The sequence below is a fragment of the Pseudomonas sp. Choline-02u-1 genome (genome assembly GCF_002836515.1).
GTDB lineage: Bacteria > Pseudomonadota > Gammaproteobacteria > Pseudomonadales > Pseudomonadaceae > Aquipseudomonas.
This window is the reverse complement of record NZ_PJBC01000017.1, coordinates 18723-38175: the sequence shown is the minus strand read 5'-3', so window position 1 is coordinate 38175 and position 19453 is coordinate 18723. Positions and strand designations below refer to the sequence as shown.

The window sequence follows — 19453 nt, the reverse complement described above, 5'->3', positions numbered from 1 at the left end:
CTAGCTTCCATAGGTGAATGTCGGAGCGTCCTTCTTCGAGCCCCAGTAAATGGGCCACTCGGACATTTGGGCGATGGCGTAGAAAAACCGGTCACCCTGATGGCGCGCGCGGTGGTTTTCGTCGGTGAATCGCTCGGTACCGGTGCGGCTCCACTCAGCCATGCGATCGATGACCGGGACAGTGATGCTATTGCCGTCCTCACCATTGCCGGCAAAAGAGAACTTTGCCGCGTCCATCCGGCCGGAGAACAGGATGTCCGCCGCGTAGTTACCGGCTTCGTCGAACACCACGAACATGACTTTGGCCATCCGCCCACGGCAGCCCCGGACGTTGGTTTCGGAAAGGATGTAGGCATCCAGGCCGCTGAGTGTCAGCTCGACCGACATTGGCGACCCGGAGTTGTCGCTCTCCTGCGACTGGCTCACCTGGCCGAAATTGCCCACGCCGAGGTAGGTAATGCCGTCGATTACCAGATCGCCGGTACCGGTGTGCGCGAAGACCATGCCGTCGACGAAGTCGAGCTGCACGGCGTACACCGGCATGAATCGGCCGGTCGCGATGATGTTCACCACGTTCTGGCTGAACGGGAATGCTGATGGCATCAGAACGCCTCCCTGAATTGGTAGCTGCCGTTGGCGATCACCGGCTTTACGGACATCGCCCAGGTGTCGGTGGTCATGCGCATTTCGGAATATGGGTTGAGGTACTCGACGGCGGTACCGGCTGTGAGCGTCCTGCGGATCCGCTTGTTGAGCGACACCGTCACCCTGCCCTGCGCGTTCGCCGATGCCGCATCGGTGATCTCGAACATCTCACCCGCGATGGTGATGTAGTCCCCAGCAGCGAACACAGCGGCGTTCGCCGGCGCGCCGCCGATGACCATCGACCGCGCCTGAGCATTGCCGGTGACCACTGAGAGCACGCCGACGCTGTTGGTTCGCCGACGGGTGAAGGCCGGCAAGTTGAAGGTGCCGAACATCCCATCCAGTCGCCCGAGAAACGCCGACAGCTCGCGCTCTTGGGCTCTGGTGAGTAGTCCGAAGGTCAAGGTGCACTGCCAGTAAGCGCCCGGGTAGCCGACGATCTGCTGGGCATTCGAGAGCGTCGAGGTGAACGCCCTGCTGTTGTTGACGATGCCCCACGTCATTTCTGACGGGCGCAGCGAAGCCGGCCACGTGAGAGCCATGCAGTACTCCTTGGGGAAATCGGGGGGTTTTTAGAGTTTGTGGATTTTGCTCAATGAGCCGCCCGGCCCGAGAACCTCAGAAAATGATTGCTCGTAGCCGGTCTGCATGTGCCGCGTGCAAAGCTCTATGAGCTCATGAATATCAGGTCCGACCTCATCGCCGCAGTGCAAAACTGCAGCGATACGCCCCATGACTTGAGCGTTCAGTCGTACACGCTCGCGCCATACGTGGGGCGCTGCCTTCTCGTCTACGCCTTTGAACAGCGTCGGCGCGATAGCTGTGCTGATCACGCTAATAAGCTCTGCAACGTCCAATTCACTCATTTTCATCGATTTCTCCTAATCAGTTGCATTGCTGGTCCGTTCTGTTTGAGGTCACGCAGCACCATTTCGTAGCCACCCCTCATGCCGCGATTCGCGCCGTCATCTGCAGCCTGTTTGAGCAATTGAGCAGTGTTTTCGTCAGGATTTCCCTGGAAATGAAAGTGCTGCTCAATGGCAGGCAGGCTCATCGTTGCCGATGTCGTAGCCGACCTGGACGTGGACGCGCCGCCCACATACCCACCACCAGCATAGCCCTTGGTGTTCGCGTTCATGCGCTCGAGGAATTCCCGTGCACCTGGCTGGTTCACTGCTTCCTTGCGGACCACGAACTCGCCGCCGTGCACCACGCCCTTCGGTTCGAACTTGCCGCCGTCGCCGGTATAGCCGCCGTCAGAGAAACCGAACTTCGAGCCGTAGCCAGCGGCAGATGCGCCGAGCGTGGAAGACGTTGCGCCCGCCGATCCGGCCGCGAGGCCGTTGCCGGCAGCAGCGCCACCGGCGGTCAGCCCGCTGAAGATTGTGCCAAAGATGCCGACCGCCGCCTGCCGCACCTGGATGCGGATCAGGTCGGCGATGATGCCGTCCGCCAGATCTTTGAACGACAGCTTGCCGGTCTTCACGAACTGGATAATGCCGTCTTCCATGTTGCTGAAGGCGTTGGTGAACAGGTTGCGGGTCTGGCCGGCCACATCGCGCGCCTGCTCCGAATAGGTCTGAAATGCCGACGAAGCGCCGAGCGCCCAGTCCGATTGGGCCTTGTCCACATCCGTGTAGTACTGCTGCTGCATGGCGAGACGGGTTTGCAGCGCCGAACGCAGGGCTTCGGTCTGCTGGTTGTACAGATCGGTCTTGCCGGCAGACCTGTCGCTCTTGTTGTAGTCGTAGGTCAGCCGATCCATCTGTGACTGGTACGACTGCTGGATGCTCAGCTGCTCCTTCAACCGCTGACGCTGCTGATCGCCCATGCCGAGGCCTGCCAAATCGTTGTCCAAACCGGTCTGGGCGGTCTTCAGCTGCGATTGCAGGTTTTCCTGAAACGCTGCGAGCTTTTGTCGCTGCTCCGCAGCAGTGGCCAACAGCTCAGTCTGCTTTTCCAGTGAAGCGTTTTGCTTCTGCTGCGCCAGATTGAGGTCCGCCATGGCGAGGATCTGCTTCTGTGCAGCAGTGAGCGTTTTCTTATCTTTGAGGTCGGCGATTTGCTGTTCCAGCTCGAGCAGCTTTTTGGCTTCGGTGCCGAGTGATTTTGTGCCGTCGGCTTGGCTGCCTATGAGCGCGTTTTGCTGCTGTAGAACTGCGTAGCGCTGCCTTGCCTCGTCGAGCATCCGCTGACCAGCATCCTCAGTCACTGCCTTCGGCTTCGGCTGGCTTTTGTCGAAACGCGCCTGAATGGCAGCGACCTCCTTGTCGATTTCAGCCTGAGATTTTCCCGCCTCTAGGCCAACCTTTCTCGCCTCGGCGATCTCCAGAGCGAGCTTTTTCTGCTCCGACATGTTCTTGTTGGTAATGGAGAACCATTTCTCATCGGCCGAAATTGTTGTCCTTCGCTCCTGAAGCTCATGAGATGCCGCTTCCGTGCGCTGAACCTGCGCATCAACCGCTTTTTGGGCGAGCTCTACCTGCTTCTCCAGCCCGGTGATCAAGGCCTTGTCGCCAATTTCCCGCGCGCTTTCCAACTGACTCTGAAGATGCTGCAACTTGAACAGCTCTGGGCTAGCGGAAAGACCGGTTTTCAGTTCGTTCCATGCAGAGGAAACGCTGGTCTTTACGTCATCCCAAGCTTTTGCCAGGCCCCTCGTTGACTCAACCATTTCCCTGTTTCGGGCGCCCATCTCGTCAGCCACCGCGCCGGCCAATACCTTGATGGCCTCCATTCGGTTGCCCTGCTGTTCCAGCGATCGTATCTGTTCGTAAACTGCTTGAGTGATTACGCCATATTTGTCGCTGTACTCCGCAGCGAGATCGGTGACGCTTCCTTTTGTTCGCGACAGCTGATCAGCAATTTCGCCGGCGTTCTTGCCGGTGGCTACGGAAAGCTCCGTCGAAGCTCTGGCGACCTCCGTAAACGCATCACCAACCAATCTGCCGCTGCCGGCCAGCGCCAGCACAGCCTGCGTAGCCTCAGTGAAATTACGACCCTTTGCGAGGCTGTTAGAGAGAGCGATCAGATCATCCGCTGTTCGCCCGGCCGCGTCCCCGGTGATGACAAGAGCCTTTCGGTACTGCTCGGCCTGTTCGTAGCCTTTGTAGGCAGCGAGAGCAAAAGCTGCGATAGCCGCACCCGCAATCGTAAATGGATTGACCAAGCCAGCAACATAACCGCCCAAGGCCTTTGCGGCAGGACCGATGCCACCGAACATATCTTTGAGTTGACCGCCTTGTTGCAGCAAGACGGTAAGCGGAGCCTGCCCTGCTTGCAATGAGACCGCGATGTCGGTGAATTGCGCCGGCACACCACGCAATGCTGCGGCAGTCGCTTTCGCCGTCATCCCAGTCTTACCGAGGTCACCATTAAGGCTACCGAGCGCAGCACGCTGAGCCGTAATTGCAGTCGACTGATCTCGAATAATGCTGGAAAACTCTTTATACCCAGCGTCCCCGATATCTCCTCGCTTGAAAGCTGCTGCGAGTTCCGCCTGACTTCTCGCAAGCTCCTGCTGTTTCTTTCGCAAAGGATCGAGCCTGCCTAAAAGCTGTTCAACTTCCTCCCGGTAGTAACCGTAAGACTTTCGCGCACCATCAGCGCTTTTGCCGGACTCACTGAGCCCCGCTCCGACTTTAGCCATCGAGCGCTGAGTAGGAATCCCCAAGGACTCCAGCTCTTCAAGCGCCTTGCGGGTGTCAGCAGCCTTTTGCTCAGCGTCTCTGCTATCGATTTCCAAGACCAGCCGTGAGGTCTGAGCCATAGGTTTCTCCGGGCGAAAAAAACCCGCTCAATGGCGGGCTAAAATAATCTGAAATGTAATCAGCTGTAGTCTCCGCTGATTTTGTCGCGGAACATCACGGTAGTCGAATATCCCAGCCGCTGTTCAATAGCGTCCGCGGCTTTTTCGGCTTCAGATTTGCTTTCGAATGCGCCGGCTCCGACGCCGCCAACTTTGAGCATTTCGACAACCGGGAATCCAGCCCCGGCAATGGCGTCAGAAACCATTATCCGCTCTTCCTCGCTGGCGCAGATTACCCTCGCAACCCAGCCGAATCGCAGCGCGGACATTGCTTGAGAGGATGCTTTACCAACATCGCCACCGCAGTGCTTGCATTTAACCGCGGCATTTTTGATGTTCTCTGCGCAGAGTGGGCAAGGCCTAGTATCGAATGTTGACTCAGGAGCAGCTTGGGTTCTGCGGCCGAAGATCACCATCAATAAGCCGGCAATCAGAATAACTCCACCGATCAAGGTGTAGTTCTGCCGGTCGGCCATCAACCCCAGGTTGTTAACACGGCCAAGTCCGGACGGAACAGAAACATCCATTGTTGTCGCGGCAATCATGACGATGATCCCAACCGCAACGATCAACAAACCAAATCCCCTCATAAGCGCTCTCCCTGAGTAATGGCAGCAATCTACCACCATCCGCAGGAAGCACCAAAACCCCGCTGATGCAGGGTGATGGGTGAAAGTTTTGTCAGGCTGCTCTGTGCTTAGACCTCAGGCGCAGGTTGCTCAGCGCCGCGAGGGCGAACTCGAAAAGGTCGTCAGTAGAAATCGGGATGTCGCCAGGGATGTGCGCGATGCCCTTCAAAAATTCCCGGCTCGACAACACATAAGCGTCATCAGGAATCCGCGTGATCTGCTGCTCACCTTTGTGATTGAAGCTGAGCATATAGCGGCCATCCTGGCCGACATCGAAATACGGCTCTGCTGGTTTTGGCAGATACTGGCCTTCGATGGCATATGCAGCAACGAAATTCATCGCTGATTCAAGTTTTTCAGCGGGAATGTCTTCCCCGCGCACGACGCTGAAAGCTTTGTGTACCTGCGACCAGATGTGCATGCGCGCGCTTTGTTTGGCGCGCTTATCGAGCCGGCTGATCTTCCCATCGATCACAGCAGACAGGCAGTGAAAGCCATCGGAGCCGATGGTTGTTCCAATCAAGGTGTAATTGGTGTTCGCTGCCAACTCGACAGGCGCATGGATCTTGTTCCAATGCAGCCACAGGACGTCATCGCACTCGTTCTGAAAAGCGATCACGCATTCGCGCAACTCAGGCCGGACCTTGCTTGCATGAATCGACATCAACCAGCCCGGCAGCTTGCGCAACGGAAGACATGACATTTCGTACTGCTTGCCGTCGACACCAGTTGTCACGATCATCGTGATAACTGAATTGAATCGTCCCGATGTGAGTTTGGCGTGCTGGGCTTGCCATGCCAGGCCCATGCCTTCAACGACCGGTTTCATCGGTACGAATGGCTCGCCACCCTTCTCAACCAGCAACAGACTGGCTGAACGGAACGGGATGACATTCGATACCGCTGTGCTAATATTCGACATGACGATTTCTTCCTCGAAGTTGATCTCGTTTTCCGAAGCCTCAGTGTTCCCGCACTGGGGCTTCTTCATTTTCAAGCTGCTGTTTGCTCTTGCCGCTTCTTCGCCGCCGTCAGCCAGAAAACAATCTCGGCGGTCTGGGACCGGCAATTCTCCTTCGCACTCTGCTCTACCCACTCCTTTACCTCCTCCGGCAACCTCAAATTGAACTGCGGATCTTTCCTGCTCATCAGCTCACTCCTTGTATAGCACTTTGCTTGGTTTGGATTAAAGCACTTTGCTTTATTGCCGTCTATAGCAAAGTGCTTCATCCTTTTACTCGTTTTACTTTTAGTGAAAGGCGCCAACCAAATGAGCCGTGCAGACCTTCAGGTCAATTTTCGTATGCCTGCATCCCTAAAGGATGAGCTTGAAGCGCTCGCCAAGCTGAACAGGCGCTCTCTTACCGCTGAAATCGTTGCTCGGCTTGAACGCAGCGTCGGAGATACGGACGAAATGGGTATCAGTGACAGGGATCGATTAAATCCTGAACACTCTTTCTATATCCCGTCTGCAGAGCCCATTCCTGTCACTCGGGGTGTTTCGAAAGAAAAGTTGCTGGCATCTCTTGACCAAGACAGCCCCGTCACAAAAAAGGATCTGAATGAGGCGGTAATGGATGCCATGTTGAAGGCTCTGGATGCATGGCAGGACGGATCCGCATCACCAAAAGGCCCCAAGCCCCGCAAGAGACTCCCCAAGGAGTGACCCTCTTGAAGAGGGCCGCAGATCACTCGTCGGCGCTGGCCAGGCACACCGCATCGAGCGCAAACATCACATCATCGATCTCATCGCGCGGCAGCGGCGAAGGGTGGGATTCCAGCCAGTCGGAAATCTCCCGCGCCGAGAGCGGCAGCGGGAACGCCCCGGCCATGCCGGCGATGTACCGGCGGCCGCGAGAGACGTTCCGGTACAGGTTGAGCAGGTAGGCGGTGAGCGGGTCATTCTCTGGCTCGCCGGGGATAGCCATCTTCAGGCGCGAGTAGACCGCCCGGCGCTTTTCGCTTTCGCCGCCCCACTCTTGCTCCCACTCGAAGCGGGCAAGCGCTTTCCCACCGACTCAGCTCGCTCCTCGGCAGCATCGTTAGCGGCCAGCGCGCCTTCGCGCAGCACGAAGATGAAGAACTCGATGTTGTTTTCGAGCAACTCAGCAGCCACTGCCGGGCTGTATTTGATCGGATTGCCGTCGGCATCCAGCACGCCTTCCCAGTCCTTCACGATGAAGTGGCTGAGCAGCATTGCGTGGTTCTGGTGCTCGGTCATTTCGCCGACGACCACGCCCACCTGGCCCTCTTCAAACCGCGCGTCATTGCGCTGGATCCGGCGCCGCATCCGCTCAAGGGCGACTTGATATTCAGGGTTGTCGATGCTGGCCAGCAGGATTTTGGTGTCGTCGTCGAACTTCGCCCAGCGCTCACCGGCGATCGCCGGCTTCTTCTTGCCTAGTTGCAGAGCCATTTCACTTCCTCAACGCCACGCCAATAAAAGGGCTCCCCCGGCCGGCGTTTAAACCGAGGGAGCCAAATGGTTTACGGGGTTGGATCAGCCGCGTCGCGGGTGATGGTCGGGCTGAGCTTGGCGACGGTGTAGTTCAGCGTGACCTCGATCAGGTCGCGCTTGCCACCGTTCGGCAGCTCACCGTCCACTTCCACTGCTGGGAAGTTGAACGTGTATTTGTTGCCCAGCGAGTCGGTGATCGGGAACACAACTGCGATCGGCGTCCGCGTGAAGGTGTTCTTCCAGATCTCCCACGCTCGCTTCGACCAGGCCAGCGTGATGCTGCCGGTGACCGCCGCCTCGGTGGCGATGTGCGCGCCCGGCCCCAGACGATCGGAGCCCAGGCAGCGCTGAGTTTGCAGGCTGTTGTCGAGGTTCACGGTCATGGCCGAGACGCAGGCAACGCCTTCCAGCGACTGGCCGTTCACAAGGATCGTGCCGACGTTGTTGTTCGACAGAAATGGCGTGGTGGTCGGCGCATTCGGCGAAACGACAATCGGGGTGTCGCCGTCGGTGTAGTCCAGGCACGCCATGTTGAACGTGGCGGTCACCTTACCTTCCGACGGAATGTCGAGCGCGAAGGTCGAGACGTGCGCGCCCTTGAACACGCCATACACGCCGACGTCGTTGTAGCCCTTGGCGATGCTGAAGGTGTGGCGGGTATCGCCTACGCGGAGCACGTCAGCCGTCCACACGCCGTAGAAGGCGGCTTCGAGCAGTTGGTCGAACGAGCCGAACGAGAACTCGGCCGTCAGATCGCCCCCGATATCGATGCTGGTGGCCACCGAGCCTTGGCTCAGGCGGGTGTCTGTGATTTCGTCGCTGACTTCGGTATTGACGGTCGGGGTCAGCGCGTTGCCGGTGAGGCGCAGCGTGTCCCAGGTACCGGTGGGAGTAACGCCGGGCGTCACCTCCGCAATGATGTGGCTTACAACTTTTGCGCCAGAGCTCATTGGAGCCTCCTATTCGCGGGCATAAAAAAACCCGCAGGCGCGGGCGTGGCGGTTGCTTTGCTGTCAGCCGGCGCGAAACCGGATGTTGACGTTGATTTGGTAGAAGCCCTCAAACTCGCCTGCGACCACCTGGCTGGCTTCCATGCACTCAAGGTCGCCGGACATCCAGTAGGCGAAGTGCGCTTCGAGCGCGTCGGCCAGTTCGTTGATTGCTTTGGTTCCGGTTCGCTCGCGGGCGAAGCACTGAATGCTGATTTGCCCGGGCTTGCGCGTGTGCGGCCGGTCGGCCATCCCAGCCATGAAGGCCGAGGCGTATTGAATATTCAGCCGGCACCAGAGGCCGGTCGCCGGTGGCGTGAACACTTCCGGCTGGTTCGGGTAATCGATCCGCGCCTGGTCTATGCCGGTGAAGGCCACCATGCGGCCGGTGATGAGCGCTCTGATCTGCTCGAAGGTCATTTGTAGGCCTCGGATACGCCGATGAACGCGAGGTCATAAACCCCGCCGGGCGCCTGCGTGGAATGCCCCAGTTCCAGCGCCTCGCCGTAGGGACTGTTCGTTTGGATGTAGATGACGGGAAACTGGCCCGATGCCTTGATGAGCATGCTTCCCTTGCTGATCGTTTCGCGGCCGGACGGGTCGATGTTGTCGGTCACGGTCATGTCGGGCGCACCGATCGATACTAGGTGGCTGCCTCGGAACGTGCCTCCGATGTAGCCCTTCCCCGCTGCCTGCGCTTTGACGAAGTAGTTCTCCTCGCGCTCGCGCTTGGTCAGCTTCTTGAATGCTCGGCCACCGGTGCGCGCCGCGTTACGTGCGTCGACGTTCGCGTCATAGGCATCTGCCAGCGCTACGTTCTTTGTGCGCAGCGCCACGTTGGCCTGCCACAGGTCGGGGTTGCCGACCGGAGAACGGTTCACCACCTCCGTAAGCATGGCAGTCGCGATGACGCGCGCCATCTGGGTGATGTCCTCGCCAGCCTGATCAGCGAAGTCCGTGAGGCTATGGCTCCAGCCCGCCTTGTTCGTCATCAGACTTTCCTCAGCTGGATCTCGTAGTGGGCGCCGACCGGGTCGGTCTGGACGTTGACCACGTCGAAATCGTTGATCTTGTGGCCGATGTCCGGAACACCGCCGATCGTTTCGTTAGTCAGCGCGATCAGCAGCAGGTCGGTGGCGCGGATGTTCACACCGTCGACCTGAGCAATCTTGAAGGCGTCGAACACACCTCGGCCGGTGTAGGCGATGACAACAGGGTCGCCCGCCACCTCAGTGACCGGATCCCACGTTCCCGGCAGCGTCACGCCACCGCTGAATGGCTTCACTGCGTCCGCCAGATCAGTGTCAAAGGCCTCGGCCAGATCCGTTTGGATCTCTTCACGTATGCCCATGGGTCACCTGTACACGTTGAAGCTGAAGCCGCTGGCACGCCATGGCGCGAGCAGCCCCAGCGCGAACTGTACGCCATCGGGAAGCGCGGTGGATTTGCTGGTGTCGATCGAGGCGAACGTCTTGCTTGTGGTCACCGATCCGGCCTTCACCGTCTTGGCTTCCAGCGACCCCTCGGTCTGCTGTTGGTACAGCTTGCCCTCGGAGGCGACAACCGCTAGCTCGGCGCCGGCCTGCTTCACCCCTTCGGGAATGGCGTCCATATCGACACCGACCAGGTTGAGCGAGGCCAGATAGGCATTTGCCTGCAACACCGCCCGGGCTTTCTTGTCATCTGGAGCCCAAGAAGGCTCGAGTTCGGCGTCAACGTCCGCCACGGTGATGTAGGTAGCCATCAGGCCTCCGCTTGAATGAATGGGGCCGAAGCCCCGGGTATTACTGGTTGGCCTTCAGCAGTGCGAGCAGCTCAGGCTTCGAGTCGTTGACCTTGTAGGTCACGCCCTTGGCGTCGAGCTGTTCCTTGATCTGCACGACGGTCAGCTCGTCGAGCGGGTCGGTCGCGGCCGCCAAGCGGTCTTTCTCTGCCTGCGCCAGCAAGTCATCGACCTGCTTCTGCAGCTCTTCCGACTTACTCACAGCAGCATCGCGAGCATCCGCCAGGTTCTGCATGCCCGACTGAATGCCGGACAGGGCCTGATACAGGCGCATCGCTGGGCCTTCGCCTTCAACAGGATTCAGTACGCCTGCTTCAAGGCCGGCGGCCAGCGTATTTACTGCGTCGAGCTGCAGAGCCTCGCGGGACGGCTCAGCACCGCCGCCACTGTTACGGCCACCACCTTCTTCGATGCGCGATCGCGCGTGATCGACGCCACCAGTTTCACCCACGGTCTGCGGGCCGACGGTGATCTCGCCTTCATCACCCGAGAAGCCCCAGCGAGCTTTGATGTTCGGGTCGATTTGGTTGTCTTTTTTAACGGTCATGGGTTTCTCCTGGATCAGTGCTGCGCGGCGGGCAACTCACCCGCCGCGCGCTCGGTTACGGCGTTGGCGCAGTAACGAGGGAGGTGATGAACGCCATAGGCACCTGCTTGCGAGCGAACTTGCGCTCCCAGTTGGTGGCCAGCGCCAGGTCCGCCCAGTTCGCCGAGATCGGGCGAGTGGTGGTCGGGGTACCGGTGATGGTGGCGCTGGTGAACGAGAAGCCCAGCGGATGCACAACGAAGTTGCGACGAGTCCACAGGGTTTCAGCGCCACCACCGTTACCGCGATCAGGCGTGCGGTCGTATTCCAGGCCATCCTCGCCTTCCGGCTGCTGCTCGGCGTAGCCGATAGCGCCCGGGCCGAAGATGATCGACAGGTACTTGGCGGTTGGGCCGGTGCCGATCACAGGCAGACCGTCGTCCAGAACGACCGGCATACCTTGGAAGCGACCGAACTCTGGGGTCTGATCCGCAACCGGCGCGAAGTCGATCTGGTTCTGGATCGACAGCTCGGTATGAACCGCCGAGTGCATGGCGATGACGCTCAGGCCGCCCAACTGGCCGGAGTAGTCGCCCATCGTGCCCTTGGCGCGGATCACTGCCGCCGGATTGATGATGCCGCCGGCGTCTACGACCATGTCGCCGCCATTGGAGGCGATGTTGTCGTTGTAGATGCCCACTGCGGTGGCAATCGTGCGGCGCTGGGCCACGCGCTGCCAGTAGGAGATCAGGCGACCTGCCACGAACTCCAGCGGGTCTTGCTTGGTGATGTTTTTCACCAGGTTCATGCAGTTCCAGCCTTCGTTGAGGTACGCGGCGCGCGCCTGCATGGAAGCACTGGTGACCGACAGCGGTACCGCGATATCGGTATACACGTCGTTCGAGTAGTTCGACTCGATGGACGCGTCCAGGTCAACCCACCACGGAATGGTGAAGGTGTTCGACGGGCTGGCCAGCAGAGTGGTCATATCCGAGTTGGTGGTCAGGATGCCCGACTGGAAGAACGCGGTGCGCTCAACGGTGTTGACGGTGATGTAGTCGCGCAGCTCATCGCGGAACACGACGTCCGAGAGAATGGTTGGCATTGCTGAATTTCCTTTTACTTGGCCTCAGCAGCGGCTTTCATGCGCGCGTGCTCGGCGGGGTTGGTTCGGCGAAGCTCTACGCGCTCCATGCCGGTCATTTGGTCCCACGTTTTGGTGGCCCCGCCACCCTTACCCCCGGCAGCCCCGCCGCCGTTCGCTTGCGTGCCGCGCACCAGTGATGCGTAGCGCGGCGCTTGCTGGAATTCTTTTGCCAGGTCTTCGAGACTGGCGATGGTCAGGTTGCCGGAGGCGTCCGTGACCTTGACCTGGCCTTCTACGATCTTCAGGCGGCGCTGGACGAACTCGGCGAGGATCTCGGCGTTTTCGCCGTCGGCGATGCTGCTGGAGACCTTCGAGGCTGCCGACGTCAGGTCGCGTCGCTCAATGTTTGCGGTCAGTTCGGCCAAGCGCGTACGCTCTTGCTCAAGGGCTTGCTGAGAGCTGGTGTACAGCTGCTCGTATTCGCCGTTCGCTCGCTGCGATTCTTCTTGCAGGCGTCGCTGCTCCGCTTCGGCTGCGTCGCGCTTGCGCTTTTCTTCCTTCTTCTCGGTGAGTAGCGTTTGCACTTGGTTGCGCAAGCCTTCGAGGTCATCGCTGCCCGTAGGCAAGCCCTCAACGAAGAGAACGAAGTCATCGCCCATCGCCTTGTAGAGCGCCTGCATGGCCGCATCGAGCGCTTCGTATTCCGCCTTGCTGATCTTGTACTTCATGTCATCCCCCGGATGATTTGCCGTTGGCTCAGCCTCAGGCATAAAAAAACCGGCTCAAGGCCGGTCGTTTGTGTGGTTCTTTGTCAGAGCCCTGCTCGCTCGAAAGCCAGCGGCTCAAGGTCTTTCAGCTGTTGAAGGGTCAGCGTCTTGCCGTTGTCATCCACGAACTTCTCCAGCGTCAGCTCGCCCTTGGTGAAGAGCGCGTAGCGGTTCGGGCCAAGGATATCTCGCTGGAACGCAGCAGGCTGGCGCGAAAGCCACTCCTGATAGCTCGTCTTGCTGGAGACCAGCGTGACGCCGTCAGGGCCGATTGAGGGCCGGGTAGAACCGGGAATCTCGCGGGCAAACTGATCTTTCAGCACTGGCAGCGCGCCTGACCTGCAATTCCAGTGGCCGGGTGGCTTGGGGTCGTCCCATCCGTAGATGTGCTGATCCCTCGCCTGACACATGGCGCTGGTCTTGCTGTCGAGCGTGGAGATCCAGCGCCAGCCCTGCAGGATGTCGTCGTTGGCCTTGAGCGTTTCCATGCGCGCCGTGCTGGCGACATGGTTGGTCATGGTGCGAACGAGCGATGAAGCCTGATCCTGATGCAACTGGTGGATGCTGGTAAGACGCCGACCGATCTGCTGGCTGGTCTCGCCCAGGCTGGAGCCGATTTGAATCTCGCCGATGATCTCGGCTGCCTTCTTCGTGCCGAACTGGTCAAGCGCACCGCTGATGCTGATCCGCTGCACACCCTTGCGAGCCTCCAGCAACATCGGGTCAGCCAGTGCCGCCGCGCTCACCATCTCAGCTGATGGCACGTTGAACTGCACAACGGCCTTAATGACCTTGCCCAGCATCTTGCCGTTGAACTCAGCCTCATAGACCGCGAACTCGCCGAGGTCGAGCTGAGCTCTGCCCTTCATGTCGTCGTAGATGCCTCGCAAGTCGCCTTGGAGCGTTTCGATCTGCGAGGTATACCGACGCGTGCCGTAGGCGCTCAGTCCTGCCGCCACGCGAGCCTTCGCCGTATTGATGGCCTTGCTGATGAATGACGCCACCCGCTTCAGGTTGCCGCCGGCGTATCGCTGGACGTAGACCTGGTGCCGAGTGGTGGCATCCGTCAGATAGCCCTCACTACTCATCCTTCACCTCTGGCGGCTCGTTCGGTTTCAGCGGGTCGTCTTCGCTACCCGGCACCGGCGCCTCGCCCTCGCGATCTTCGTCGATGTCGTCATCCGTGCGATCAGACTCCAGCACGCCCGCCTGACGCAGGTTAGTGCGCAAGTCCTTCTTGGCGATGATGCCCTGTTGCCAGAGCTGCATCTGAGCCAGGATCGACTGAGCATCCATGACCTGATCGAAGAATTCCTGATTGAGCCAGAAGACCGTCCCGGTCTCGTCGATCGCATCCATCATGAAGCGCTGGGCATCGAACAGGGAAAGCCGCACAGCCTCGGACACGTTGCCGGCGATCGTGCCCAGCACCGAGTTATCCGAGCTGTACCGGATGCGAACAGCCTCTGCCGTCTCGGCGCCGCCGCCCTGCTGGACGATACGAGCGCCGATCATGAGCATCTGATCTTCCTTGTCCTTCATCAGCTCGCGGGCCAGTTGCGTTTCGTTGGCCTGCAGCATGATTGCAGTCCCGGACTTGCCGAGGTTGTGGCCCCGGCGCGAACCAATATGCATGCCGTTCGGGTTCAGCTTCACGAACTCAGTAGGGTCAATGTCCGTGGTGATGAACAGGCTTGGCTGGGAGCTGATGAAGCCAGACTCTTCCACCGTTGCGCTGTTGCCGTAATGGAGAATGTTCACCTCGGCCAGGTCTTCGAGCGGCGCCTTGTCGATGCTGGCGTCGTTGTTCTGGGAGCCGAAGAAGTGGAACGGGATGTGATCGAATGACTTGCCAGTCTTGTCGGTCGGGTTCGTCTCTACGCCGTCCGGGGTGTCTTCCGTGTACACACGCTGAACGTAATTGCCGTCGATCAGCATCAGCGCGCGGTATTGATCCTTGGCGGTGAACTCGAACCCGTCAGCCGTGGCTTCGTTGATCTTTTCGTGCAGCACTACCAGAGTCAGCCGGCGTACACCGTCGATCACATCCTCGCGCCAGTTGACGATGCTCTCGGCCGGATAGAAGTGAACGTAGGCACGCGCATTCGCGGCCTGGGCGACTGTGAGAGACGTCTGACCCTCTGGCAGCTCCACCTTTGGAAAGTCCACCAGCAGCCCGCCACGACCAGTGTCGAGGCATTCGCCGGTTGCCTCCTTGCACAGTTGCTCAAGGCTGGATCCGTCGCCGCTGACGTTTTCGAGAAGGTAGTCGATGGCCGGAGGCAGTTCGATTTCCGCCGTCTTGCGGAAAACCGCTCCCAGCAGGCCGGTACGCGTGCGACCGGTGAAGTTGAGGAACATTGCCCGCTTTTTGAGCTGCTCATAGCGCGCGATGTTCTCGGGCGACTGATTGAGCGGGTCAGGCATGGGCAGATATTCGTTGTACTTGCGAACCTCTCGCGGCCCGGCTACGCAACGCTTGACCAGCTGCCAACCGGGCAAGGCATCGCTGTACTCCTGCCTGATGGCGCTGTAGTTGGGCATTGCATATAGCCTCAGAAGGTGAACGTGACAGGAATGTGGGTCATGGTGACGCGCTTGGTCTTGGCGACAGCGAAGTAGCGGAAGGCGTCAGCAGGGTGAGACGCCCAGTCATGAAGCGGCTTGTCTTTCCAGCAGCCCTTCTTGTCGTCCCACTCTTTGCGGTAGTTCTCCAGCGCGGTGATGCCCTCTTCGCACTTCGCCTCGTCAAAGGCGCAGAGCCCGAGGATTTCCCGTGCCTGATCAATGCCGTCGTCGACGCCGATCTTCGGCACGACCTGGAACGTCATGCGGTAGTGCTGGCCGTCGATCTCGTAGCCTTCGCGCGCCATTTCCCGGCGGGTCTTGGCATCGCTACCGAACTCGCGGTTGTCGATGTCGTGCGGCCCCCAGTGTTCGGAGTAGGTGTAACCCTTGTCCTTGAGCACCTTCATGTAATGCCGCAGGCCTTCCCCGCTGTTCTGGTAGAAGTCGATGACGTGGTACTCGTTGCCGACCTGACGCACAAACCAGATGGCCGTGGAATCGCCGACGCCGATGTCCCAGAAGGTCATCACCGGCAGGTGACTGTTGTCTGGCAGCGTGCCGATGCGCTGAGCGGCATACAGCTTTGTGAACTGCTGGGCGTAGTAGGCGCCCTCGATCGACTGCTGGAATGCTTCGGCCGGAATCGATGGGTATTCCCGCTTCATGTCGTCGCCGAGGGTCTTCTCCTTGGCGGCGTACCAGGCGCGCTGGCCGGGGTTGGTGTCGATGCCGTGCTTGGCGAACAGCTCGTTGAAGTAGTCGGTCAGGCGCTGCGGGATGACCGCTTCGGCAGGATCGAGCCAGTAGGCCTTGTTCTTCCACCAACTGAAAAAGAAGAACTTCCAGTCCAGCTTGCCCAGCGGCGTACCGGACAGCAGCTGCTTCTCTGCGCTCTGCGAGTACTCGAAGAAGTAGCCCGCCCGCCCCTCCGCCGTCGATTCAATCGTGACGAAGCAATCGGTGGCGACAGCCTCGAAGGCGCCGGTGACGATCTCTCTGGCCTTGTGGGGAAACTTGGCGCAGATCTTCCCGAACTCGGATACGTGCAGATACCGTAGAGTCCCGCCCCGGAAGGACGTGGACACGTAGAGCGATCCGCCTTTGCTGAACACAAGCTCACCAGCAGCATCGTTAGAAGCAGGATTGGCGGCGCGTATCTCTTTAGGCAGGTTGTCGTAGGCATATTTGACCTTCTCCCGGAACAGGCGCTTGGCGTCGTTCAGGGTGTGAGCGATCAGCGCGCACTTCGCCGACTCGAATAGAGCGGCGTCGAGCTGGATGATGCAGCACTCAGTAGTGAAGCCGAGCTGCCGAGCCTTCAGGATGATGTTGCGGGTATGCATCCCATCGAAGTATTCAATCTGCTCGTCCGTCATCCGGAAGCGGACTTTCTTGCCCTGCTTGTCGGTGATGAAGTAGAGATTGTTCAACCGCCAACGCTTATCCCGGAGCAGCTTCATGTGCTCGGGCTTCATGTCAGGCGTCCTTCGATAGTTCGTCCATCATCGCGGCCAGGGTATCGACTGTCTTGTCACCCTCTTCCGTGTCGAGGTTGTAGGCCTGGCGCTCGCCCTTGATGACCTTGAGCTGGGCATCGACGCCCGCGTTGAGCGATCGGGAGAAGTCGCCGATGTTCGCCTCGTTGACTGTCATGGCCTGAAGCGCGGCACTGAGCTTGTTCGCAATGCCTCGCCACTGAGCCAGATCAACCCGGTGCGCGAGCACTACAGAGGCAACCTTGTCGGAAGCCTCCTCAATGATCTGTTCTTCGGTTACCAGTGGGTCTTGGTAACTTTCCGTGGTAACCGCGTTGGTAACCTTTCGTTTGGCTGCGGCTCTGACCTTATCCGTCAGGTCGCGCACCCAGCCTTCCTTCTTCGCTCGCTTGGCAATCGCTACGTGAGAGATGTTGCTCTCTTCGGCGATTGCTCGAACTGAAAGCGACCCAGCCCGGTAGGCTCGTTCGATCGCCTCCCAGTCGGGTTGCTTGGTTGTCATGGGGATCCTTATTTTTGCTTAATGGTCATCGTGCGGATGGTGCCGCCGGTGTAGATGTCTCGCTTCATGGCGGCACGAACCGCGCCCACCGCGTTTGCCCCCATATCCATCGCTGCTAAGGCATAAGCGGAGCCACTGCCAATAGCGTCAGGGTTGGATGGGTCGAGCTCCTGCTTCCAAAGGCCCGTCTTGTCGTCGTGGCCGACCATCATCAGCTTGCCACCATCGACGACATAGCCCGAACACTCCACAGGAACAAGCGAGGGGGTTCCGAAGTAGGCGGCAATCAAAGCCTTCTCGTCGCATACAGCTCCAGCCAGGAAGAAACTGACTCCATCAACGGTCGCGCACTTCAAGCAATCATCTGAGACGATCGCGCCCGACCTGGTCTGCCGCGAGTCATAGGCGATAACACCGTCCTTGTAGGCAATGGTTGTCATGTGGGCCTCAGCTGAATGGATCCGCAGGTTTGGCGATCGAGCGAACGAACCACATGAAGCCCTGCTGAAGATTGGTCTTGGCCAACGCCAACAGCCGAGGGCCAACACCTTCAATCTGGCCGATCTGCTTGAACAGTTCGCCGGCGTCGACCTCCAGAGCCTTGATCGAGTTCATGCCGTCGATTTCAGACTGAGTCAGGTCGCGGTAGCCGGTGATCTTCTTGTGCTGGTTATCCATGCTGCTCTCCTCGTCGCGTGTCGCGACACAATTTGCACTCTCGCGAAACGTGTCGCGACCTACTTGCTCTGACTGCGCTTGATCTGCGCGTCCACCTGATCTGCGCAGGTGTCGAGCAGGTTGATGGCTTGGTTCTTCAGTTCCCACAGCTGGCCGTTGTCGGCGAGGTCTTCATCAGCTACCCGCTCGCATGGCACCAGCTCAGGGGGCTCGACTCTTACTGCCGCTGTCTTTGTTACCAGTGGCGGCTTTCCCGCGCAGGCCGTCAGGCAGAGGCTGAGCAGCCCAATCACGAACAGGCTTGCTGTTGCGTTTGAGTTCTTCAAAGTTCTTCTCCGCCTTTCTGGCTTTGGCCTGACTGGCCTGTAAACGCTTGTTCAGGTCTTTCTGGTAATCGGCGTTGCGCTGGGCTTCGGCGCGCAGCGTCGTGATCGTGGCCTGGCTTTCGAGGTTGGCGTCGACCGCCTTCTTTTTCTCGCTGGCTTCGAATGCCACCTCCCCGCGAAGGGCGACGACGCGCGACTGCTGAATCCCAATGAGCAGCAGGCCGACCAGGGCGATGATGATTGCTGCAGCGAAGGTCTTCATGCGGCATCCGCCTTGCGACCGAGGAATCGGGTCACCAGTTCGCGAATGGCTGTCACGCCGAGGAACCCAATAGTCCCTCCGGCGGCGACCGACAAACTGGAAGGCCAGGCCATCCACTCGATAATGCTGGACGCGACCAAGCTCAGCGATCCACAGATCAGCGCCTCGAAAACGATACGGCGCTTACTGGTTTCCTTCGCGTCGTACATGACTCGAAGCAACGATACGGTGATGGACATGATCACGCCCTGCCAGAGCGGATTGCTCAACGCCAGCCAGATCTTGGCCCATGTGTCTGGCTTGTCAGGCATGTTTGGCATCCGGGTTGCCTCCCCCATGGGGAGATTGATAAATCCGGCGTCCGCTGCACTCCCAGCTCGGGGCAATGGGTGTGGGGAGCCGAAAACGAAAAAGCCCCTGCGAGTGCAGAGGCCCTGAATAGGTGCGCTCGTCTTTCCGAGCTGTCGGCCAAAGACTTTCCCAGCGTCAACGCCCCTTTGCATCGATCTCGCCCTTCCTGTCTCGCGCCACTCCACAAGCATGTGAGGTCAGAGTGCACGGGCTGCCGGTGTTGATTCCGTACGTCGCACCATCCGGCTATCGACGTCCAGGCCTTCCCTAGGGCTGTCCTGGCTACAGGTGAAACTACAGATTCTTCTTATGGATGCGCCAACCCATGGCGACACCGGGGTGGAGGTATTCTCCGGTCTGCGGATGGCGTGAGAAATCCGTCTCCCCCACCTGCCGCGCGACTACCTCCCACGCTGTTCTGGCGCGCTCCAGCAGATTTGCTTTGGCCTTCAGCTTCATGCGCACCTCCCAGCGAGTCGAATTCGAGGCAATAAAAAACCCGGCGCGGTGGCCGGGTTTAGTTTGTCAGTCCTACACACGCAGGAATGACAGGATGGGTGAATAATGCGACATGGCGA

Annotated in this window: 28 protein-coding genes; 1 reads left to right on the top strand and 27 read right to left on the bottom strand. The window is 59.4% G+C overall.

Going from position 1 to position 19453, the window contains the following annotated elements:
* The 7 genes from CXF97_RS13435 to CXF97_RS13405 all read right to left on the bottom strand — a co-directional run bounded on the left by CXF97_RS13435 (position 1) and on the right by CXF97_RS13405 (position 6231).
* Entirely contained in the window at positions 1-603 is a 603-nt protein-coding gene (locus CXF97_RS13435; protein ID WP_047297606.1) for a hypothetical protein, read from the bottom strand.
* The gene (locus CXF97_RS13430) at positions 603-1187 is read right to left on the bottom strand and encodes a hypothetical protein (RefSeq protein ID WP_101158932.1); all 585 of its coding nucleotides are present in this window, start codon (positions 1185-1187) and stop codon (positions 603-605) included. The genes CXF97_RS13435 and CXF97_RS13430 overlap by 1 nt, the downstream gene beginning before the upstream one ends.
* Before the next feature lie 30 nt (positions 1188-1217).
* A complete protein-coding gene (locus CXF97_RS13425) occupies positions 1218-1517 on the bottom strand; it encodes a hypothetical protein (RefSeq protein WP_101158931.1) in 300 nt (99 codons plus the stop codon).
* Positions 1514-4414 carry a phage tail tape measure protein gene (locus CXF97_RS13420; protein WP_101158930.1) on the bottom strand — a complete coding sequence of 967 codons (2901 nt, stop codon included), beginning with the start codon at positions 4412-4414 and terminating at the stop codon, positions 1514-1516. Before CXF97_RS13420 ends, CXF97_RS13425 begins: the two co-directional genes overlap by 4 nt.
* A 59-nt stretch (positions 4415-4473) precedes the next feature.
* Positions 4474-5028, bottom strand: a complete 555-nt coding sequence (locus tag CXF97_RS13415; protein ID WP_157830887.1) for a zinc ribbon domain-containing protein — start codon at positions 5026-5028, stop codon at positions 4474-4476.
* A gap of 106 nt (positions 5029-5134) precedes the next feature.
* Positions 5135-6073, bottom strand: coding sequence for a phage antirepressor N-terminal domain-containing protein (locus CXF97_RS13410; protein WP_256589817.1), 939 nt, complete (start codon positions 6071-6073; stop codon positions 5135-5137).
* Positions 6074-6075: 2 nt separating this feature from the next.
* The gene (locus CXF97_RS13405; RefSeq protein WP_101158928.1) at positions 6076-6231 is read right to left on the bottom strand and encodes an Arc family DNA-binding protein; all 156 of its coding nucleotides are present in this window, start codon (positions 6229-6231) and stop codon (positions 6076-6078) included.
* 121 nt (positions 6232-6352) lie between these two features.
* Here CXF97_RS13405 and CXF97_RS13400 point away from each other — a divergent pair, with 121 nt between their 5' ends.
* Entirely contained in the window at positions 6353-6748 is a 396-nt protein-coding gene (locus CXF97_RS13400) for an Arc family DNA-binding protein (RefSeq protein WP_101158927.1), read from the top strand.
* A 22-nt stretch (positions 6749-6770) separates the two neighbouring features.
* Here CXF97_RS13400 and CXF97_RS13395 read toward each other — a convergent pair whose 3' ends face one another.
* From CXF97_RS13395 to CXF97_RS28005, 20 genes are all read right to left on the bottom strand, one after another.
* On the bottom strand, positions 6771-7010 hold the full coding sequence (locus CXF97_RS13395; RefSeq protein WP_101158926.1) for a hypothetical protein: 240 nt from the start codon (positions 7008-7010) through the stop codon (positions 6771-6773).
* Between the two features lie 2 nt (positions 7011-7012).
* Entirely contained in the window at positions 7013-7498 is a 486-nt protein-coding gene (locus tag CXF97_RS13390) for a hypothetical protein (RefSeq protein WP_101158925.1), read from the bottom strand.
* Between the two features lie 71 nt (positions 7499-7569).
* Positions 7570-8490 (bottom strand): phage tail tube protein, encoded by a 921-nt coding sequence (locus tag CXF97_RS13385; protein ID WP_178081185.1) that lies wholly within the window; start codon positions 8488-8490, stop codon positions 7570-7572.
* Between the two features lie 63 nt (positions 8491-8553).
* The gene (locus CXF97_RS13380; protein WP_101158924.1) at positions 8554-8949 is read right to left on the bottom strand and encodes a phage tail terminator-like protein; all 396 of its coding nucleotides are present in this window, start codon (positions 8947-8949) and stop codon (positions 8554-8556) included.
* The gene (locus CXF97_RS13375) at positions 8946-9521 is read right to left on the bottom strand and encodes a hypothetical protein (protein ID WP_101158922.1); all 576 of its coding nucleotides are present in this window, start codon (positions 9519-9521) and stop codon (positions 8946-8948) included. The genes CXF97_RS13380 and CXF97_RS13375 overlap by 4 nt, the downstream gene beginning before the upstream one ends.
* Positions 9521-9880: a hypothetical protein gene (locus CXF97_RS13370; RefSeq protein WP_101158920.1), complete on the bottom strand. Its 360-nt coding sequence runs from the start codon at positions 9878-9880 to the stop codon at positions 9521-9523. The genes CXF97_RS13375 and CXF97_RS13370 overlap by 1 nt, the downstream gene beginning before the upstream one ends.
* 3 nt (positions 9881-9883) lie before the next feature.
* On the bottom strand, positions 9884-10273 hold the full coding sequence (locus tag CXF97_RS13365; protein ID WP_101158918.1) for a protein singed: 390 nt from the start codon (positions 10271-10273) through the stop codon (positions 9884-9886).
* A 40-nt stretch (positions 10274-10313) separates the two neighbouring features.
* A complete protein-coding gene (locus tag CXF97_RS13360) occupies positions 10314-10859 on the bottom strand; it encodes a hypothetical protein (protein WP_101158917.1) in 546 nt (181 codons plus the stop codon).
* 55 nt (positions 10860-10914) lie between these two features.
* Positions 10915-11943: a coat protein gene (locus CXF97_RS13355; protein ID WP_101158915.1), complete on the bottom strand. Its 1029-nt coding sequence runs from the start codon at positions 11941-11943 to the stop codon at positions 10915-10917.
* Between the two features lie 14 nt (positions 11944-11957).
* Positions 11958-12653 (bottom strand): hypothetical protein, encoded by a 696-nt coding sequence (locus CXF97_RS13350; RefSeq protein WP_101158913.1) that lies wholly within the window; start codon positions 12651-12653, stop codon positions 11958-11960.
* Positions 12654-12736: 83 nt separating this feature from the next.
* Positions 12737-13780 (bottom strand): minor capsid protein, encoded by a 1044-nt coding sequence (locus CXF97_RS13345; RefSeq protein WP_101158911.1) that lies wholly within the window; start codon positions 13778-13780, stop codon positions 12737-12739.
* Complete coding sequence (locus tag CXF97_RS13340) at positions 13773-15236, bottom strand: DUF4055 domain-containing protein (RefSeq protein WP_101158909.1); 1464 nt, start codon at positions 15234-15236, stop codon at positions 13773-13775. Before CXF97_RS13340 ends, CXF97_RS13345 begins: the two co-directional genes overlap by 8 nt.
* An 11-nt stretch (positions 15237-15247) precedes the next feature.
* On the bottom strand, positions 15248-16735 hold the full coding sequence (locus CXF97_RS13335) for a terminase (protein ID WP_101158906.1): 1488 nt from the start codon (positions 16733-16735) through the stop codon (positions 15248-15250).
* Between the two features lies 1 nt (position 16736).
* A complete protein-coding gene (locus tag CXF97_RS13330; RefSeq protein WP_047297584.1) occupies positions 16737-17258 on the bottom strand; it encodes a hypothetical protein in 522 nt (173 codons plus the stop codon).
* 8 nt (positions 17259-17266) lie between these two features.
* Entirely contained in the window at positions 17267-17698 is a 432-nt protein-coding gene (locus CXF97_RS13325; protein ID WP_064361127.1) for a hypothetical protein, read from the bottom strand.
* 7 nt (positions 17699-17705) lie between these two features.
* Positions 17706-17936, bottom strand: a complete 231-nt coding sequence (locus CXF97_RS13320) for a hypothetical protein (RefSeq protein WP_101158904.1) — start codon at positions 17934-17936, stop codon at positions 17706-17708.
* A gap of 59 nt (positions 17937-17995) precedes the next feature.
* A complete protein-coding gene (locus CXF97_RS28320) occupies positions 17996-18178 on the bottom strand; it encodes a hypothetical protein (protein WP_047297581.1) in 183 nt (60 codons plus the stop codon).
* Complete coding sequence (locus CXF97_RS13310) at positions 18138-18524, bottom strand: hypothetical protein (RefSeq protein ID WP_101158902.1); 387 nt, start codon at positions 18522-18524, stop codon at positions 18138-18140. Before CXF97_RS13310 ends, CXF97_RS28320 begins: the two co-directional genes overlap by 41 nt.
* The gene (locus CXF97_RS13305; RefSeq protein ID WP_162276419.1) at positions 18521-18835 is read right to left on the bottom strand and encodes a phage holin, lambda family; all 315 of its coding nucleotides are present in this window, start codon (positions 18833-18835) and stop codon (positions 18521-18523) included. The genes CXF97_RS13310 and CXF97_RS13305 overlap by 4 nt, the downstream gene beginning before the upstream one ends.
* 334 nt (positions 18836-19169) lie before the next feature.
* Positions 19170-19334 carry a hypothetical protein gene (locus CXF97_RS28005; RefSeq protein ID WP_157830886.1) on the bottom strand — a complete coding sequence of 55 codons (165 nt, stop codon included), beginning with the start codon at positions 19332-19334 and terminating at the stop codon, positions 19170-19172.
* Positions 19335-19453: the final 119 nt, after the last annotated feature.

Bases quoted from the DNA above. Each gene is read 5' to 3' on its own strand.
- CXF97_RS13435 (WP_047297606.1), bottom strand. From the start codon at position 603: ATGCCATCAGCATTCCCGTTCAGCCAGAACGTGGTGAACATCATCGCG.
- CXF97_RS13430 (WP_101158932.1), bottom strand. From the start codon at position 1,187: ATGGCTCTCACGTGGCCGGCTTCGCTGCGCCCGTCAGAAATGACGTGG.
- CXF97_RS13425 (WP_101158931.1), bottom strand. From the start codon at position 1,517: ATGAAAATGAGTGAATTGGACGTTGCAGAGCTTATTAGCGTGATCAGC.
- CXF97_RS13420 (WP_101158930.1), bottom strand. From the start codon at position 4,414: ATGGCTCAGACCTCACGGCTGGTCTTGGAAATCGATAGCAGAGACGCT.
- CXF97_RS13410 (WP_256589817.1), bottom strand. From the start codon at position 6,073: ATGAAGAAGCCCCAGTGCGGGAACACTGAGGCTTCGGAAAACGAGATC.
- CXF97_RS13405 (WP_101158928.1), bottom strand. From the start codon at position 6,231: ATGAGCAGGAAAGATCCGCAGTTCAATTTGAGGTTGCCGGAGGAGGTA.
- CXF97_RS13400 (WP_101158927.1), top strand. From the start codon at position 6,353: ATGAGCCGTGCAGACCTTCAGGTCAATTTTCGTATGCCTGCATCCCTA.
- CXF97_RS13395 (WP_101158926.1), bottom strand. From the start codon at position 7,010: ATGGCTATCCCCGGCGAGCCAGAGAATGACCCGCTCACCGCCTACCTG.
- CXF97_RS13390 (WP_101158925.1), bottom strand. From the start codon at position 7,498: ATGGCTCTGCAACTAGGCAAGAAGAAGCCGGCGATCGCCGGTGAGCGC.
- CXF97_RS13385 (WP_178081185.1), bottom strand. From the start codon at position 8,490: ATGAGCTCTGGCGCAAAAGTTGTAAGCCACATCATTGCGGAGGTGACG.
- CXF97_RS13380 (WP_101158924.1), bottom strand. From the start codon at position 8,949: ATGACCTTCGAGCAGATCAGAGCGCTCATCACCGGCCGCATGGTGGCC.
- CXF97_RS13375 (WP_101158922.1), bottom strand. From the start codon at position 9,521: ATGACGAACAAGGCGGGCTGGAGCCATAGCCTCACGGACTTCGCTGAT.
- CXF97_RS13370 (WP_101158920.1), bottom strand. From the start codon at position 9,880: ATGGGCATACGTGAAGAGATCCAAACGGATCTGGCCGAGGCCTTTGAC.
- CXF97_RS13365 (WP_101158918.1), bottom strand. From the start codon at position 10,273: ATGGCTACCTACATCACCGTGGCGGACGTTGACGCCGAACTCGAGCCT.
- CXF97_RS13360 (WP_101158917.1), bottom strand. From the start codon at position 10,859: ATGACCGTTAAAAAAGACAACCAAATCGACCCGAACATCAAAGCTCGC.
- CXF97_RS13355 (WP_101158915.1), bottom strand. From the start codon at position 11,943: ATGCCAACCATTCTCTCGGACGTCGTGTTCCGCGATGAGCTGCGCGAC.
- CXF97_RS13350 (WP_101158913.1), bottom strand. From the start codon at position 12,653: ATGAAGTACAAGATCAGCAAGGCGGAATACGAAGCGCTCGATGCGGCC.
- CXF97_RS13345 (WP_101158911.1), bottom strand. From the start codon at position 13,780: ATGAGTAGTGAGGGCTATCTGACGGATGCCACCACTCGGCACCAGGTC.
- CXF97_RS13340 (WP_101158909.1), bottom strand. From the start codon at position 15,236: ATGCCCAACTACAGCGCCATCAGGCAGGAGTACAGCGATGCCTTGCCC.
- CXF97_RS13335 (WP_101158906.1), bottom strand. From the start codon at position 16,735: ATGAAGCCCGAGCACATGAAGCTGCTCCGGGATAAGCGTTGGCGGTTG.
- CXF97_RS13330 (WP_047297584.1), bottom strand. From the start codon at position 17,258: ATGACAACCAAGCAACCCGACTGGGAGGCGATCGAACGAGCCTACCGG.
- CXF97_RS13325 (WP_064361127.1), bottom strand. From the start codon at position 17,698: ATGACAACCATTGCCTACAAGGACGGTGTTATCGCCTATGACTCGCGG.
- CXF97_RS13320 (WP_101158904.1), bottom strand. From the start codon at position 17,936: ATGGATAACCAGCACAAGAAGATCACCGGCTACCGCGACCTGACTCAG.
- CXF97_RS13310 (WP_101158902.1), bottom strand. From the start codon at position 18,524: ATGAAGACCTTCGCTGCAGCAATCATCATCGCCCTGGTCGGCCTGCTG.
- CXF97_RS13305 (WP_162276419.1), bottom strand. From the start codon at position 18,835: ATGCCTGACAAGCCAGACACATGGGCCAAGATCTGGCTGGCGTTGAGC.
- CXF97_RS28005 (WP_157830886.1), bottom strand. From the start codon at position 19,334: ATGAAGCTGAAGGCCAAAGCAAATCTGCTGGAGCGCGCCAGAACAGCG.